Source organism: Shewanella sp. SR1 (genome assembly GCF_020447145.1).
In the GTDB taxonomy this organism is placed as follows: domain Bacteria; phylum Pseudomonadota; class Gammaproteobacteria; order Enterobacterales; family Shewanellaceae; genus Shewanella; species Shewanella baltica.
On sequence record NZ_JAJAEF010000002.1, the window covers coordinates 292836 to 308574 of the forward strand.

Annotated in this window: 11 protein-coding genes; 7 read left to right on the forward strand and 4 right to left on the reverse strand. The window is 48.5% G+C overall.

Annotated elements, in window-relative coordinates:
- Positions 1–58: 58 nt before the first annotated feature.
- The 3 genes from KV201_RS03140 (at position 59) to KV201_RS03150 (ending at position 4960) form a co-directional block, all read left to right on the forward strand.
- Positions 59–2302, forward strand: a complete 2244-nt coding sequence (locus tag KV201_RS03140; protein ID WP_226058477.1) for a hypothetical protein — start codon at positions 59–61, stop codon at positions 2300–2302.
- 10 nt (positions 2303–2312) lie between these two features.
- Positions 2313–4013 (forward strand): toxin-antitoxin system YwqK family antitoxin, encoded by a 1701-nt coding sequence (locus tag KV201_RS03145; protein ID WP_226058478.1) that lies wholly within the window; start codon positions 2313–2315, stop codon positions 4011–4013.
- 671 nt (positions 4014–4684) lie between these two features.
- Entirely contained in the window at positions 4685–4960 is a 276-nt protein-coding gene (locus KV201_RS03150; protein WP_011846955.1) for an acylphosphatase, read from the forward strand.
- 104 nt (positions 4961–5064) lie between these two features.
- Here the strand turns inward: KV201_RS03150 and KV201_RS03155 are convergent, their stop codons facing one another.
- From KV201_RS03155 to KV201_RS03165, 3 genes are all read right to left on the reverse strand, one after another.
- A complete protein-coding gene (locus KV201_RS03155) occupies positions 5065–6066 on the reverse strand; it encodes a peptidoglycan binding protein CsiV (RefSeq protein ID WP_226058479.1) in 1002 nt (333 codons plus the stop codon).
- Complete coding sequence (gene mfd, locus KV201_RS03160; protein WP_226058480.1) at positions 6066–9563, reverse strand: transcription-repair coupling factor; 3498 nt, start codon at positions 9561–9563, stop codon at positions 6066–6068. Before mfd ends, KV201_RS03155 begins: the two co-directional genes overlap by 1 nt.
- 85 nt (positions 9564–9648) lie before the next feature.
- A complete protein-coding gene (locus tag KV201_RS03165) occupies positions 9649–10320 on the reverse strand; it encodes a hypothetical protein (protein ID WP_226058481.1) in 672 nt (223 codons plus the stop codon).
- Between the two features lie 94 nt (positions 10321–10414).
- Here KV201_RS03165 and KV201_RS03170 point away from each other — a divergent pair, with 94 nt between their 5' ends.
- From KV201_RS03170 to lolE, 3 genes are all read left to right on the forward strand, one after another.
- Positions 10415–11647: a lipoprotein-releasing ABC transporter permease subunit gene (locus KV201_RS03170; RefSeq protein ID WP_226058482.1), complete on the forward strand. Its 1233-nt coding sequence runs from the start codon at positions 10415–10417 to the stop codon at positions 11645–11647.
- A gap of 130 nt (positions 11648–11777) precedes the next feature.
- Positions 11778–12473, forward strand: coding sequence for a lipoprotein-releasing ABC transporter ATP-binding protein LolD (lolD, locus tag KV201_RS03175; protein WP_006081863.1), 696 nt, complete (start codon positions 11778–11780; stop codon positions 12471–12473).
- Positions 12470–13720 (forward strand): lipoprotein-releasing ABC transporter permease subunit LolE, encoded by a 1251-nt coding sequence (gene lolE, locus KV201_RS03180; RefSeq protein WP_226058483.1) that lies wholly within the window; start codon positions 12470–12472, stop codon positions 13718–13720. Before lolD ends, lolE begins: the two co-directional genes overlap by 4 nt.
- 320 nt (positions 13721–14040) lie before the next feature.
- Here the strand turns inward: lolE and suhB are convergent, their stop codons facing one another.
- Positions 14041–14844, reverse strand: coding sequence for an inositol-1-monophosphatase (gene suhB, locus KV201_RS03185; RefSeq protein WP_006081861.1), 804 nt, complete (start codon positions 14842–14844; stop codon positions 14041–14043).
- A 153-nt stretch (positions 14845–14997) separates the two neighbouring features.
- On the opposite strand from suhB, the gene trmJ reads away from it, so the two are divergent.
- A complete protein-coding gene (gene trmJ / locus KV201_RS03190; protein WP_006081860.1) occupies positions 14998–15726 on the forward strand; it encodes a tRNA (cytosine(32)/uridine(32)-2'-O)-methyltransferase TrmJ in 729 nt (242 codons plus the stop codon).
- Positions 15727–15739 lie beyond the last annotated feature (13 nt).

The window sequence follows — 15739 nt, forward strand, 5'->3', positions numbered from 1 at the left end:
TTACTGGGCGTGAAAGGGCATAATGCGGCGCTTACTATTTGAGATACAAGGAATAACCATGAAGTACTTGGTTAGCGTAGTTGCATGCTGTTTATTATCGGCCTGTTCTTTTGGGGATGCTGATGTTGAGTTCACACCTGAGAAAGGGGAAGAGCGCTCGTATCAGTTGTATAGCACCACCAACATCACTGTAGACAATGGTCAGCGTACCGAAACGGTTAACACCAGCTCACATCAATTGCTGCGTTATAAGGTCCTCGAAACAGGCAAAAACAGTCGGTTTCAAGTGCATGTCGATTATATGAACATGCGCGATGGTCAAGGGAGCGGCGTCAGTAGTGGCCAGCGGGCCGATCGTAATCCCGAAATGCACGCTATTTTCTCGCAGGGATTTGAATTTACGTTAAATCTAGACGATGGCAGCGTTAAAGAATTCAGTGCATTGAACAAACCGGTATGGCAGGCGCTGCTGGCTGAACGCGGCGCAGAGCTTGAGCAGGAACTGAAAAAACTCTTTAGCTCATCGGCCTTCCTTAGCACCATACCCGCCAAAGCGGGGGCGGTCGTCGCGCTTCCTACCTATCAAGGCCACGCCAATGCCAAACTTACTGTATTGCAAGTCACTGATACGCATGTGTTAGTCAAAGTTGAAAGTGATGGTGAGCAAGCCAAAATATACGGTCAGTTGATGTTAGAACGTGAGCGGGGTTGGTTAGCGCAGTTAGCTTTAGTGGCAGAAGCGCCGTTTGAGCGCTACGGCTATAAGGGGACAGTGCGCAGCAACGTTATTATGTTGCCGCAGCAGCGCCAGTTGGGTGATTTAACACAGCGTTTAGGTTTTGATTATGATTTCCCAGCCTTTGAGTATCAAAAACAGCCTGACTTTGTGCTAGATGACATCAATAAGACCTTAGGCATTGATGCTGTGTTTGCCTATGATGCGGGTTACTTTTACCAGCAAGATGATCTATTAAATCTAACCTATCATCATGACTTTTCAGGTTTTAAACCCGAAGGCGGATTTAGCTTAACCGATATCACTGCATACAGCGCGGATGGCACTGTGCTGCCACTACAACTAAGCAAGGTGGGCAGTTACAGTTATCCAGAACAGGATGGTTTCCATCAATCTGTGCAGCAAAATCTGCTTATTGGCTGGAATGCACCAAATGACCTCTTAGCTCAGGTTGCTGAGTTTCGCGCGACTGCCCATTATCATGGTGCGAAACTGGTCAAACTTAACTTGACACCTGATCCCAGCAAAACTGTGAGCTTGCAGTATGAAGATTTACAGCTGGAACTCTCGCCAATCACCGACAAGCCATTCAGTTATTTACTGAAATCGCGAGGCGGCGCTGACAAAACTTGGTTGTACCGGCGCTATGACGGTGCCGAAGGCGCTATGGTGCACTATCTGCCACCGCCAGCCACTGGACCGGATTGGTTAACCCCAGCAGAGCAAAATATGCTGGCGCTGACTTCATCGGCGCAATATGAAACGATTACACAGTTTACCTTTGCCGCCGCGCCGTCGACACTGACACTCTATGTGAATACTGCGACTGACAGCGGCGAACTGACTAAGAATATTCGTTTTATTCCAACTCTATATTACGCGCAAAATATGGCTTATCCGCCGGCGCAGCAGCAACTGCTTTATAGCGATGATATGTATGCGTCCTATGATAATCAGCCGCAACCTAGCACAACCGTCGATCCCGCCTTACTTGAGCCGCAAATCGTCGCCAAATACGGCGTCAGTATGCTGTTAACGTCTGAGCAGGCAGCGGTGTGCACCCTTAGTGTGGTCGATGCCCCTAAGGTCAACGGGCACACACTGCAATGGACAAACACCAGCGCAAGCAACAACACGGGTTTTGGTGCTGGGCTGGATAAGTTTGTGCTGTACCAACTGAGTAGCGCCGATGGGATCCGCCGCAATTTTTACGACATCAATGTCAGCAGCACCTTGGCCTGTACTGGTACGCCTCAATGGCAAGCACTCGCATATCATCCCGAGCAAAGTTGGTTGATTGATGTCAGTCAGCTGCCAGATTTGGATACCACTCAAACCGTGGCCGAATTTATGCGGCGCTATCGTTTTCTAAATGCACAGAATTTACTCCTTGCGCCTGCTATGCAAGGTGACAGTACTGATTTTTATCAACGTCCGTTGCAGCAAGTATTACGTGAGCAACGCTGGTTTGTGCTGGCGGGGCGCGCGGCACAGATAGAACAGCTGACGATAAGAGGCGAACCGGTGAATAAACAGTGGGTTAATGCATTCCCAGCGTTACCTTAAGGAGCAGAATATGCGAGTCTTATTACTATTATCTGCGCTACTTATGTCGTTTAATTTGTCGGCTGAGCGAATTTTACTCGACCAAGAATGGCGGCTTAGCGATGTGCCGGGCGAAGCCATTTATTATCTGGAGCAAGCGCCGACAGAACAAAATGGCGAGTGGCCAGTGCAGCTATTTTATTTAGAAACGGATAAACCGGTTTTTAAGGGCAGTGTCAACAATCCCAATTTAGTCGAGAGTTTTATCGTTGGCGATTTCGAGTTTTTCTACCCCGACGGTCAATTGTCTCGCAAGGGCAGCAGCGATGCGCAAGGACATTATCAGGGCACGCATCTGCATTATTGGGAAGACGGAGCGCTCTCGGGAGAGTACCACTACCAGAATGGCCAGCTGAACGGCGAGCAGAAAAGCTATTATCAAAATGGCCAACTGCAGCGCCATGAGCATCGCGTGAATGGGGCTGAATTAGGCTTATCGCAAAGTTATCATGCCAACGGCCTGCTGGCATCGCGCGCAAACTATGGTGCGAACGGTATGGAAGGGCGATATGAAAGCTTCTATGACAATGGTAAGCCAGAGCAAAGCGTGAATATGGTGGCGGGAAAATACCAAGGTGAACGACTGTATTGGGCCAAAGAGGGCTGGTTATACACCAAAGAGTTTTACCTGAATGGAAAAATGCACGGAGAAGTGTTGATTTATCAGGCCGCAGATATTCTGCAAGAGATCAAACATTATCAGCATGGCAAGCAGGTAGGAAACCAGCAGCGTTTTAAAGGGCCAGGGCTGTTAGCCATGCAGCAAGAGTACGATAATGATGGCCACGAAATACAGAATATTACCTATGATGATGCTGGTAATGTCGCCACCCAAACCGATACTCAATATCTTGCCAAAGGCCGGATTAGCACTGAACAGCGCTTCGATGCCACAGGAAAGTTAACCCATCAATATCAGCGTGATACTGCAAAAAACTGGAGTTTACGTCAGCGCTTCGACTCTGCAGGTGAATTGATTGAACGCGATGAACAACTCAAGGGGCAATACGATGGCTTGTATATCGGGATTGGCTGGAATGGCGCTGTCCAACGTGCGAGCTATAGCAAAGGTCAAATGCACGGTACCTATCGGGAAGATAATGTAGAGGACGGCAGTTTTGTCAGCGGCCAATACCACTTAGGTTTAAAGGTCGGCAAGTGGGTCACGCAAACCCGTGACACGACGCGCAATGAGCAGTTTAACCAACAAGGTCAGCTGAGTGGCGAACAAACAGAAATCGCAGCCGATGGCACGATAATGCGCCGAGAGTTTTATAAAAACGCTAAGTTACATGGCGCGTATTTACTGCGTGGTTTTGATAAACAGCTGCAAGCCCAAGGTCAGTATGTTAACGGTCTGCGTGAAGGCCAATGGCTGCTGCAAGATGAAAGCAGCTACAGCATGGTTAAGCTTTGGCATGGTCACTATAAAGCAGGACACGAAGTGGGTCACTGGCAAGCCTTTTCCGCCAATAGCCATTTATTAGGGCAGACGCAGTATGATGATAAAGGTCAATTGCAGGGTAAAGGTTACAGTTTTAACGAAGATGGCAGCCTGCTACAAAGTGATGAGTATCTTGATAATCAACTGCACGGCAGGTCGGTGTATTACTTTAATGGCGAACCCTCATCCGAGTATCGCTATCAAAATGGTCAGATGATCAGCGAGTAGCAGGTTATCGCGTAATCAACTTATCGCGCAATAAAACAGAAACCGGCAGACTATGCCGGTTTTTTACTTTTGTCTTTTGAATGTGTAGCTGGCATATTTTTGCTTATCTTGCTGTAACGCTTCGCCATACACAGTACCCGTTATTAGCGTGGCATAGCGACACTTTAATTCTACAACCCTCACTTCTAACCCCATTACTTCCCAAACCCCCAATTCGCAATTGTGAGCGGGCCAGAACAAGCACAATCTCAGCGTTGAACGTCAACGCGCCCTCATGTTTCTGCGATTTTCACAGGGGTGTTTTTTTAAATGAACAATGTAGGCAGAGGTAGGAGCCGATTTTCAGCTAAAAGCATTATATTCGCTGGGGAGGGATAGTTTTACTTTTCAAACTCTTGAAAATAATTATTTATTGTGTAAAGTAGCCAGTCTTGCTATTTTGTAACAAAATGCTACAGAGTTGCTGTTGTATTTGTCCATTTATTGGATATCCCTTTGCGTATGTCGCCCGACACAGCTAACTGCAGTCTTGTTAGCTGTTTTTTTTGCCTAAAATAAAATATCGTTTGTTTTTTGCTCTATAGATCCATAGGTTAACACTTAGCCTTCGGATAATTGCGGCTATGCTTAATCCAATAACAGGCTTGTGTGCAATGCAAAAGGGGCGTGAGATGAAGCGTGTATTGATAAGTTTAACGGGTAAAGTGCAAGGTGTGGGTTGTCGGCATGCGACCTTGACTAAGGCCAGAGCCTTGGGCGTGACAGGCTATGTCACCAATTGCCGTGATGGCAGTGTCGAAGTATTAGCTCAAGGCAGTGATATTGCGGTGAATAACTTGATTGCTTGGTGCGAAGTGGGCGTGCCTTGTACCGAGGGATTAACGGTCACTGTGGGAGAAGACGAAGCCGATGATATCTACCTCGACTTCTCCATAGTACAGTCTTAAACAGCTGCACAGTCTTAAGCTAAAAGTGCAGTCTCAAACAGCAGTACAGTCTAAGTCATTCATTTTAGAGTACGACTCAAGTCTTTTGTTGTTTACTTGCTGACTCAGTATTGCCCAACCGTTTGTATCGATTCGGCATTCTGACTTTTTTGCTGTGCACTAGGTTGTGCCATCTTACGAATTTGGATCACCATGCCCATTTCGGGGTGATCTAAATAATGGATTTCTTCACTCTTCACCCGGCGGTTTTGCTCCAAAGGCACTGACATTAAAAACGGTGTCATGACTTTAGGCGCCGTGAGTGTTGCGCTGGTATCGGCGGCATCGCTTGGCATTGCTGGTAATAGCTTCCTGCCTTCTTTTCGCATATTCAGTGCAGTTTCAATATACAAATAGTGGCTCAAGTAGATATTTAACGTGCCATCTAATTCCCAAACCGGTGAGACCACAGATGCAAGCATAGGCGTGCCATCGGCATTGATCATAGGTTCAGTTTGAGTTGGCGTAACAATTTTTCTGCCATCAAAATGATAGGTATCCGAGTAATCTTTACCCGCAAATAAACGAATAGGCACAGAACCACTTTTGCCGCGCATCGGTTGTTGCCACGCCATGTGCAGTAAACTGCGCGTGCCGCGTTCACGGGAGATACTATTGATAATGCTCGCGAATTGGCTTTGGCTGCGCGCTAATAACACTGGGCCACCATTGGCGCTAGCATAGCTGGTCGTTGCGCTGCTGATTTCTGATGGGATCACTGGCGGATAGCGATATTCGACACTGGTTGGCGCGGCGGCTACAGGCTCAGACGTTGGCTCACCGTTTAAGCTTTCAGCGCAGTGGCTATTGGCATCGGCATCAAATATTAGCGTACAAGGCGCCGACTCACTCGCCATTGGGGTAACGACTTGTGCAACCGCTGGAGAGATCAAGTCTATCGCTTTATCGGTTTTTGTCTTGATCGGTGTATCTGGCCATTGTTCAGTTGACTGACTTTGGCGTTCAAATACATAGACTTCAACTTCGAACCAAGCTTCAGCTTGGACGACCTGACTGTGCGATAGTGCAATGAGGGTAGCGATAGAGACCGCGAGTTTACGTAACACTATTTATCTCCAAGACGATGTTGCGATTGATGTTGAGATAGTTGTTCGAGCAAGAGTTTGACCAAAGCGAGCCTGTCTTTACAGGTTTCGGCCGCAAGGCTGAACTTTAACTTATTCGGTCCTTCCATTCGATAGATTTGTGGCTGGCTTTGGAGTAATCCAATAATAAACATAGGATCGATGACGTGATCATGACTAAATTCGATGCTGCCACCTTTACTGTGCACTTCTATTTTAGTCGCCCCTAAGCGAGTCGCCTCATGTTTATAGAGGGTCATTTCCATTAAGTTACGCGTCGGTTCGGGCAATAGGCCAAAACGGTCGATCAATTCGACTTTTAACTCATCCAGCGCCGCTTCGGTTTCGCAACCTGCGATGCGTTTATAGAGGGATAGACGAATATTCACGTCGCTCACATAGGCCTCAGGCAGTAGGGCGGGGATACGCAGTTCAATTTCACATTGTTGATTCAGCATTTGCGCCAGCGATGGCTCTTTGCCTTGTTTTAAAGCTTTGACTGCCGCTTCGAGCATTTCCATGTATAAGCTAAAACCAATTTTCGAAATATGGCCGCTCTGCTCATCACCTAAGAGTTCACCTGCACCGCGGATCTCTAAATCTTGGGTCGCCAGCATAAAGCCTGCACCGAGATCTTCAAGGGCATCAATGGCTTCTAAACGCTTACGCGCATCGGGAGTCATACGTTTAGGATGCGGCGTCATCAAATAGGCATAAGCCTGATGGTGCGAGCGTCCGACGCGGCCGCGTAATTGGTGTAACTGCGCCAGACCAAAGGTATCGGCGCGCTCAATAATAATGGTGTTGGCACTCGGGACGTCGATACCAGTTTCGATAATAGTAGTACAAACTAGCACGTTGAATCTTTGGTGATAAAAGTCAGACATCACCCGCTCAAGATCGCGCTCACGCATTTGACCGTGGGCGACGACTACCCGCGCTTCTGGCAGTAAATCGATAATGCCTTGGGCACATTTCTCAATACTTTCAACATTATTGTGCAGGTAATACACTTGGCCGCCACGGAGAATTTCCCGCAAAATGGCCTCGCGCACGGTTGCAGGATCGGATTCTCGCACAAAGGTTTTCACCGCTAAACGTTTGGCGGGCGGGGTGGCGATAATCGATAAATCGCGCATGCCCGACATGGCCATGTTTAAGGTACGCGGAATCGGCGTTGCGGTCAGAGTTAAGATATCCACGTTGGCACGCAGTGCCTTGATTTTCTCTTTCTGACGCACACCAAATCTGTGTTCTTCGTCGATGATCAGCAGGCCTAAGTTTTCAAACTTGGCCTCAGATTGCAGTAACTTGTGAGTCCCGATAACAATATCGACTTTGCCTTCTTCCAGTTGCTGCAGCACTTGAGTCTGTTCTTTGGCGGTACGAAAACGTGACATCACTTCGGTGACCACGGGCCAGTCGGCAAATCTGTCTTTAAAGTTTTCATAGTGTTGCTGGGCAAGCAATGTAGTCGGAACCAGCACGACCACTTGCTTACCGGCGTTGACGGCCACAAAGGCGGCGCGCATGGCGACTTCGGTTTTACCAAAGCCCACATCGCCACAGACTAATCTGTCCATTGCGGTCGGCGATTGCATATCGGCTAACACGGCGATAATGGCGCTTTCTTGATCGACGGTTTCCTCGAAGGGGAAACCGCGAGCGAATAGGGCGTATTCCTCTTCGTCAATCTCGCAGCTTTCGCCGGGACGAGATTGGCGACGGGCATAGACATCGAGCAGCTCGGCCGCAACATCGCGGATTTTTTCAATGGCTTTTTTCTTGGCTTTAGCCCAAGTCTCGTTGCCGAGTTTATTTAAGTGGGCGTCTTCGTCGGCGCCAACACTGTAGCGGCTGATAAGGTGCAATGAAGACACTGGCACATACAGTTTATCACCGCCGGCGTATTCCAGTTGCAGGTATTCAGCGATCAGTCCACCCGTATCTAAGGTGACTAAGCCCCTGTAAAGTGCAACGCCGTGCTCTAAATGCACTATGGGTTGACCGACTTTGAGCTCGGCTAAGTTTTTAATCAGGGCATCGTTACTGATCTGACGCTGTTTTTCACGGCGACGTTGCTGGGAAATTCGATGGCCGAAGAGCTCAGTTTCACAAATGATACTGATGCCATCTTTGGCGCTGATCTGCAGCAAACAACCACGTGACAGTGGCGACACGATGAGCCCTAACTTGGCATCACTTTGAATAAATTCATCAAAATGGTTAAACAGCGCAGGTTTTAACTGAATTTTAGCGAGCAATTCAAGTAGCGCTTCGCGGCGACCCTCGGACTCAGCGCTAAACAACATGCGTTTGGCGCTGCTGGCATAATCTTGCAGCGCTAGCAGTGGTTGTTTTAATTTATGGTTGGCGCTGATGTCGGGCAGGGTGCTGGCGGCAATAACAACCGCTTTCGTTGTTTCAGTGCCATCAGTTGACACTTGCATTTGATAACGTGGCAGCGGTTTAAAGGCGGCAAATAACTCTTCAATGAGTAAATACAGCTCTTTAGGCGCCAGTAGCGGCCGCAGTGGATCGACGCGCCTGTCTTGATAGCGATGTTCGACTTCTTGCAGATGCGCGCGCGCCGACTTTTCGATATCCCCTAAAGTGACTAACTGAGTGTCCTTGGGCAAGTAATCGAATAGGGTGGCAGTGTCATCAAAAAACAGCGGCAGGTAGTTTTCAATCCCCGCCGGCATCAAGTTGCGGCTCACCAGCTGATAAACCGATTCCGGCTCTTTAACTATGACCTCAAAACGGCGACGGTATCTTTGTCTAAACCCTTCGATGGCTGAGCTGTCGGTCGGGAATTCCTTCGCGGGTAATAGGCGAATCGAATCTACAGGTTGTAGTGAACGTTGGGTTTCGGGATCAAAATGGCGGATGGTCTCCACTTCTTCATCGAATAGCTCGATGCGCAGCGGCATACTCATCCCAGTGGGGAAGATATCCAGAATCGAGCCGCGAATGGCAAACTCGCCGTGTTCATACACTTGCTCAACTGAATGGTAGCCAGTGTCGGTTAAATGCTGGCGTACATCGTGCAATTTGTAGCTATCGCCTTTTTTCAGCACAAACACGTTGGCGCTTAAATAGGCCTTAGGTGGCAGGCGCATCATTAAGGTCGTGACGGGCACGATAACGATATTTTGTTCAATCTGAGACAGTTGCGACAGGGTTTCGAGTCGCTGGGAGATCAAATCCTGATGGGGCGAAAAACTGTCGTAGGGCAAGGTTTCGCGGTCAGGGAATAATCTGACCTTAATGCCTGTTTTACTGAGCAAATAACTCAGCTCTAGCTCTAAGCTTAAGGCGCTTGGCGTATCACTGGTGACAACTAAGGTCGTCCCCTTATGTTGACGCGCTAAACTGGCGAGTGTAACGGCTTGGCAAACGCCGCCCACAGTGGACAGAGTCTGAATTTGATTGCCATTTTTGACGGCTGGCGGCGTTAGGGCTGATATGTGAGTCATTGGCGTGCGATAAACTGATTCATTCACAAAGAGTTGCAGACATTGTAGAGACTTGATGGCGCAGGTGCCAGTGAAAAGTCAGTGGCTATTGACGCTCGTCTCTGGCGAGTTTACGTAACTTGAGTTGTTTCTGCTGCACATTGAGGCTGGCTTTGACTAATTGCTCCACGTCAGCTTCGAGAATTTGACTGAACTCAAAGTCGGTTTGCCATTGCGTGGCAGGAGACTGAAGTTCCGCCTGAGTATTGAACTCGGGGCTTTGTGTGTCACCGCTATTAGTATCTCGATTGGCGCTGCTCTCGGTAGATAGCGTTTTTTGCGCGGTAGAGGCGGTTACTTTGCCAAAACAAAGAATGGCGACTAACTCGTCGTGAATAAACAGGGTGATTTTATAGTTTGAGCCGATGGCCAAGGCTGTGGGTGTGAGTAGTCTTAGGCTGCTGCCACCAAACTGATTGCCAATGCATTTTTCGCCTTCTTGGGTTTCTTTCTCTAATACATGCTGCAGCACTAAATCCACTTTGCGGGATTGCAGCTTTAAAAAGTCCACCACCACCTTAGCGTCGTTGTCTAAATGGCGCAGTTGCAGCAAGCAATTGGCCTCGAGCGTTTTCACTTCGCTGAGTAGCTGAATACCCAATGATTGCATTGATCTTAATGCCATTTCAGAGGGTAATGGCTCGGAACTCGGCCACAGACTTAAGTAGGCGGTAAAAGGGTGAGGCACACTAAAATACGGATTGGTGTCAGTGAACAAGGCTTGCCTCTTTATTTATAGGACCAATACCCCTATTATCGTGCCCATCTTCATGATTTAGCAAGTTCAGCACACAGGACGCAACCCTCTTTCAATGAATCCAGGATTTCCTTTCTATATTGGTTACCGTTATTGGCGGGCCAGAAAAGCGAACGCGTTCGCGTCGTTCATTACTCTATTTGCCGTTTCGGGCATTTTTTTAGGCGTTGCCGCGCTCATTGTTGTGAGTTCTGTGATGAATGGTCTCGAAGGCCAACTCAAGCAACGTATCTTAGGCGCAGTACCGCAATTAACTGTTTATAGTGAAGCGCCTTTAGTCGATTGGACTGAGCAGGCGAGTGTGCTTAAAGCCTTACCTGGCGTATTAGGCGTGACGCCGAGCGTGTCGACGCAGGCCATGGTGCAATCGGCGGCGAGTATTCGTGCTGTACAGGTTTATGGCGTGTTCCCCGAGTTAGCGGAAAAGTTATCTTCGGTTGCCCAGCACACTTACTCAGGTGCATTTGAGCAGCTGACGAGCGGCGACTACAAGGTGATTTTGGGCTCTGAGCTGGCAAGGCAACTTAAAGTCGCCCCCGGTGATACGGTGCGATTATTGAGTGGCGATGGTGTGGTGTATTCGCCCTTAGGCCCAGTGCCGAGCCAACGTAAGTTTTTGGTCTCAGGCATTTTTGAAATGGGCTCTCAGGTCGATGCGGGCGTGGCGTATATCCATTATCAAGATGCGAAACGGCTGATGCGCCAACCCAGTGAGGCTATTGATCAGCTCAGACTCTATTTAGCCGATCCCTTTAGCGCACCCGCTTTAGCGCCTAAAGTTCAGGATATATTAGCTAAACAAGGTGTTAAGGCGACAACCAGCGATTGGCGTGATACCTATGGCCACTTGTTTGGCGCGGTCAAAATGGAAAAGAACATGATGTCGCTGATGTTGAGTCTGATTGTGGCCGTGGCCGCATTCAATATCGTCTCGGCGCTGGTCATGATGGTGGTCGATAAAACCACAGATGTGGCGGTACTCAAAACCCAAGGCGTGACCACACCCGCCGTGATGGGCATTTTTGTGGTGCAAGGGTCGCTTAATGCAGTGCTCGGTTTAGTGCTGGGGCTGGCGGTTGGGATACTCATCACCTTGAATCTGAATGGCATTATGACCACCTTAGGGATTTCTATTTTAGGTGTGGGGCAGAGCTTGCCGGTGAAATTGGAGTTGATGCAGTTGTCTGTGATCGTGATTGGTACGCTACTGGTGACCCTGCTGGCGACCTTATATCCCGCACTGCGCGCCGCCAATGTGCAACCCGCGACTGCGCTCAGATATGAGTAACGGTATGCGCCAATAAGCTGTAAACCGTCGCCACTGTTGAATTGAGCGACGGTTTAGCAAGGTGCGAATAATTAAATGCATTGATTTGATGACATAAATCGATGCCAAAGCCTGTTTAAGAGAGAATTCAATGCAAGACGTGTTACTGCAAGTGCAGAGTGTCAGTAAGAGTTACCATGATGGCGCCGTGACCACGCAAGTGTTGTCTAATGTCGACCTACAGGTATTTAAGGGCGAACAGTTAGCGATTGTCGGTAGCTCTGGCTCTGGTAAGAGTACGCTGCTGCATATCATGGGCACGCTAGATGAACCAACCGCCGGTAAAGTCTTGCTGTTAGGCGAAGATTTATATCAAGTGTCCAGTGCGCGTCAAGCGCAGATCCGTAACCAAGATTTGGGTTTTATCTATCAATTCCATCATTTATTGCCTGAATTTACCGCGTTAGAAAACGTCGCTATGCCGGCATTTATTCAAGGTAAAGATCGTAAGCTGGCGCTCGCCGATGCTAAAGCCTTGTTGGAGCGGGTCGGGTTAGGGCATCGCATGACGCACATTCCCGCCGAGTTATCGGGCGGCGAACGTCAGCGTGTGGCTATCGCAAGGGCCTTGATTAATAAACCAAAGTTAGTGCTGGCCGATGAACCTACGGGTAACTTAGATGCCAACAGTGGCGATGCTGTTTATGAGTTGATCCGCGAGTTGGCCGAACAACTGGGTACAGCGTTTGTGGTGGTGACCCATGATCATAAATTGGCTGCCCGTATGGACCGTCAGCTGATGATGAAGAACGGCTTCCTGCAATTAGCGGCGGAAACCCAAGTATGAAAGGACCGTTAGCCTTATCCATTGGTTGGCGTTTTTATCGCGCCCGCCAATCCAACAGCTTTATTAGCTTTATTTCCTTCGCATCGACAGCGGGCATCGCCTTAGGCGTGGCGGTATTGATCATCGTTCTGTCGGCGATGAACGGTTTTGAGCGCGAGTTAGAACATAGATTGCTTGGCGTCGTGCCGCAGGCGGACATAGTCGGTGTGAGCGAGCCTATCGCGAATTGGCAAAGTGTTGCCGAGGGGGCGCTGTTAATTGAAGGTATTCGCGGCGCGGCGCCTTTTATCCGCATGCAAGGTTTAGTACAAAAGCCCGGCGGTTTTCAAGGCTTAGCCGTGGTGGGGATCGATCCAAAAGAAGAAATCAAGGTCTCGACACTGGGGCAATTTATGAGCGATGCCAGCTGGCAGAGTCTAGGCCAAGATGAAAATCACATCGTCCTTGGGCAGAGTTTGTTGACTAAATTGGGGCTTGAGGTTGGCGATACGCTGGCCTTATATGTGCAGGATATGGATCCAGAAGCGGCGGGCAGTTTACGCGCCGCGAAGAGCCATCGTTTTGTGGTGTCTGGCACCTATAATCTTGGCGGCGAGCTTGAGCTGACCACGGCTTATATTCCTATGCAGTACGCGGCGCAGATTTTGAACATGAAGAGCGGCGTGACTGGCGTGCGTATTAGCGTCGATAAAGTGTTTGATGCACCCGTCAAAGTGCGTGAACTTGGTTATGCGCAAAAGCAGTCGGTGTATATCAGTGACTGGACCCGTACCCAAGGGCATTTATATCAAGACATTCAGTTGGTTCGCACAGTCATGTACTTAGTGCTTGTGCTGGTGATTGGTGTCGCTTGCTTTAATATCGTTTCCACCTTAGTGATGGCAGTGCGGGATAAAGCCTCTGAGATTGCGATTTTGATGACTATGGGCCTGAGCCGCCTTGCTGTGATGGGGATTTTCATGGTGCAGGGCGCCTTGAATGGTCTGCTTGGCTGTGGTCTTGGTGGGATTATTGGCGTGAGTGTGGCACTAAATTTAAGTGCGATTGCCAGTACTATGGAGCAGTTACTCGGTATTCAACTGCTGTCAGCCGATGTGTACTTTGTCGATTTTTTACCGTCTGAGTTACATGGCTCAGATGCGGTGTTGGTGATTGTGATGGCGTTTGTGATGAGCTTAGTCGCCACACTCTATCCTGCTTGGAAAGCCAGTCAGATTGCGCCAGCGCAAGCCTTAGCGGGTAGATAACGCAATCAGTGGTTGTGCGTCCTGTTAGCCGATTGGTGCTGAAATCAGTGCACGCTTGCAGGACACTCCTTTTATTCTCAATCACTATACTATTTCTCAAATACTATGTTTTGGCGATTGCGGATGTGAGGACTTGATGGCTCGAGTACTGAAGGATTTAGAATGAAAGCCACATAAACAAAAAGGCCAGTGAGCGCTCTTAGAAGAGACTGCCACTGGCCTTTTTTATGTCTAACGTTTTGTATCTATGCGTTTTGGAAAGCTAAGTGTTAATCGAGGCTAACGCTTCGAGACTAACGCTTCGAGATTAACGCCTACAATTAACGCTTTAAAGCTTCGTTCAACAATGGACGCATGATTTTAACTAATTCTGTGGTTACTTTAGGTGAACCTGCAACGATGTTACCAGAAATCAAATAGTTATGGTTGCCAGTGAAATCGGTAACCGTACCACCCGCTTCGCGGCAGATAAGATCGCCAGCAGCGATATCCCATGGCTTTAAGCCGATTTCGAAGAAACCGTCTAAACGACCCGCAGCAACATAGGCTAAATCTAATGCGGCAGAACCTGCGCGACGTAAGTCAGCACATTGGCCGAAAACTTCGCCGAAAATAGCCATATAAGTTTCAGTGTGTTGACGCGCCTTGAATGGGAAGCCTGTACCAATCATGGTAGGAGCTAATTCATTCACGTTGGTAACACGCAGACGGAAATCATTGAGTTTTGCACCTTTACCACGGACGGCGGTAAAGAGTTCTTCACGGACAGGATCGTAAACAACCGCAACTTCAGTTTTACCTTTATGTTGCAGAGCGATAGAAATCGCGAAGTGGGGAATGCCTCTAACAAAGTTGTTAGTGCCATCCAGAGGGTCAACTATCCAAACGTAGTCGTTATTCTCACCGCGGTTTTCGCCTTTCTCTTCACCCACGATAGTGTGATCAGGGTAAGATTTACGAATTTGGTAAGTAATTGTCGCTTCTGCTTCCTTGTCTACACTGGTAACAAAATCGTTGATACCTTTTGAACTGACTTCAATACGGTCAAGTTCGGTATAGGCGCGCATAATATTTTGGCCGGCCGCGCGGGCAGCGCGTACAGCAATCGTCAGCATCGGATGCATTGCAATCCCCTGGATGTTAAAGAACGTTAAAATAGCGGGCGGCATTATACCCGATTTGATAGTTATATCAAATACCGATTTTCATATAAGCATTCGGCAATGGCTGTGATAATATTCGTCCCCAACGTTTTATGAATTAAATTAAGTTGTTTCATGCTAAGTAATATTCGAGTGGTTTTAGTGGGGACTTCGCACCCCGGCAATATTGGTTCCACTGCCAGAGCGATGAAGACTATGGGTCTGTCAAATCTGTACCTTGCAGAACCGCGTGTTGAACCCGATGGGCATTCCATTGCATTAGCCGCGGGTGCATCGGATATTCTGAAACATCTTGTGAAAGTGGATTCACTCGCTGAAGCGATTGCCGATTGCAGCCTCGTTATTGCAACCAGCGCGCGCAGTCGCACCTTAGATTGGCCGATGTTAGAGCCAAGAGAAGCTGGGGTGAGATTAGCGACCGAGGCACTTAAAGGCCCCGTTGCAATCGTGTTTGGCCGTGAGAACCACGGATTGAGCAATGAAGAGTTACAACAGTGCACTTATCATGTGGCGATTCCTGCAAATCCTGAATACAGCTCGCTCAATCTTGCGCAAGCCGTACAAATTATTTGTTATGAAACCCGTGTTGCCCACCTCGCACAAAAAGAAGTGGCCGAAGAAGAGCTGACTGAGTATCCCTTGGCCGCCGATCAGGAACGTTTCTTTGCACACCTTGAGACGACACTGCTATCAACCGGATTTATCATTAAGAATCATCCCGGACAAGTGATGATGAAACTGCGCCGCTTGTTTAGCCGCGCACGGATTGAGAGTCAGGAGATGAATATCCTCAGGGGTATTTTGACCTCTATTGAGAAAGTGACGGGTTCTAAAGACAAATAGCCAAATCCTAATC

What these genes read in the sequence shown, in the direction of transcription:
- KV201_RS03145 (WP_226058478.1), top strand. Translation starts at nt 2,313, where the DNA reads ATGCGAGTCTTATTACTATTATCTGCGCTACTTATGTCGTTTAATTTG.
- KV201_RS03150 (WP_011846955.1), top strand. Translation starts at nt 4,685, where the DNA reads ATGAAGCGTGTATTGATAAGTTTAACGGGTAAAGTGCAAGGTGTGGGT.
- trmJ (WP_006081860.1), top strand. Translation starts at nt 14,998, where the DNA reads ATGCTAAGTAATATTCGAGTGGTTTTAGTGGGGACTTCGCACCCCGGC.
- mfd (WP_226058480.1), bottom strand. Translation starts at nt 9,563, where the DNA reads ATGACTCACATATCAGCCCTAACGCCGCCAGCCGTCAAAAATGGCAAT.
- lolE (WP_226058483.1), top strand. Translation starts at nt 12,470, where the DNA reads ATGAAAGGACCGTTAGCCTTATCCATTGGTTGGCGTTTTTATCGCGCC.
- KV201_RS03140 (WP_226058477.1), top strand. Translation starts at nt 59, where the DNA reads ATGAAGTACTTGGTTAGCGTAGTTGCATGCTGTTTATTATCGGCCTGT.
- KV201_RS03170 (WP_226058482.1), top strand. Translation starts at nt 10,415, where the DNA reads ATGAATCCAGGATTTCCTTTCTATATTGGTTACCGTTATTGGCGGGCC.
- suhB (WP_006081861.1), bottom strand. Translation starts at nt 14,844, where the DNA reads ATGCATCCGATGCTGACGATTGCTGTACGCGCTGCCCGCGCGGCCGGC.
- lolD (WP_006081863.1), top strand. Translation starts at nt 11,778, where the DNA reads ATGCAAGACGTGTTACTGCAAGTGCAGAGTGTCAGTAAGAGTTACCAT.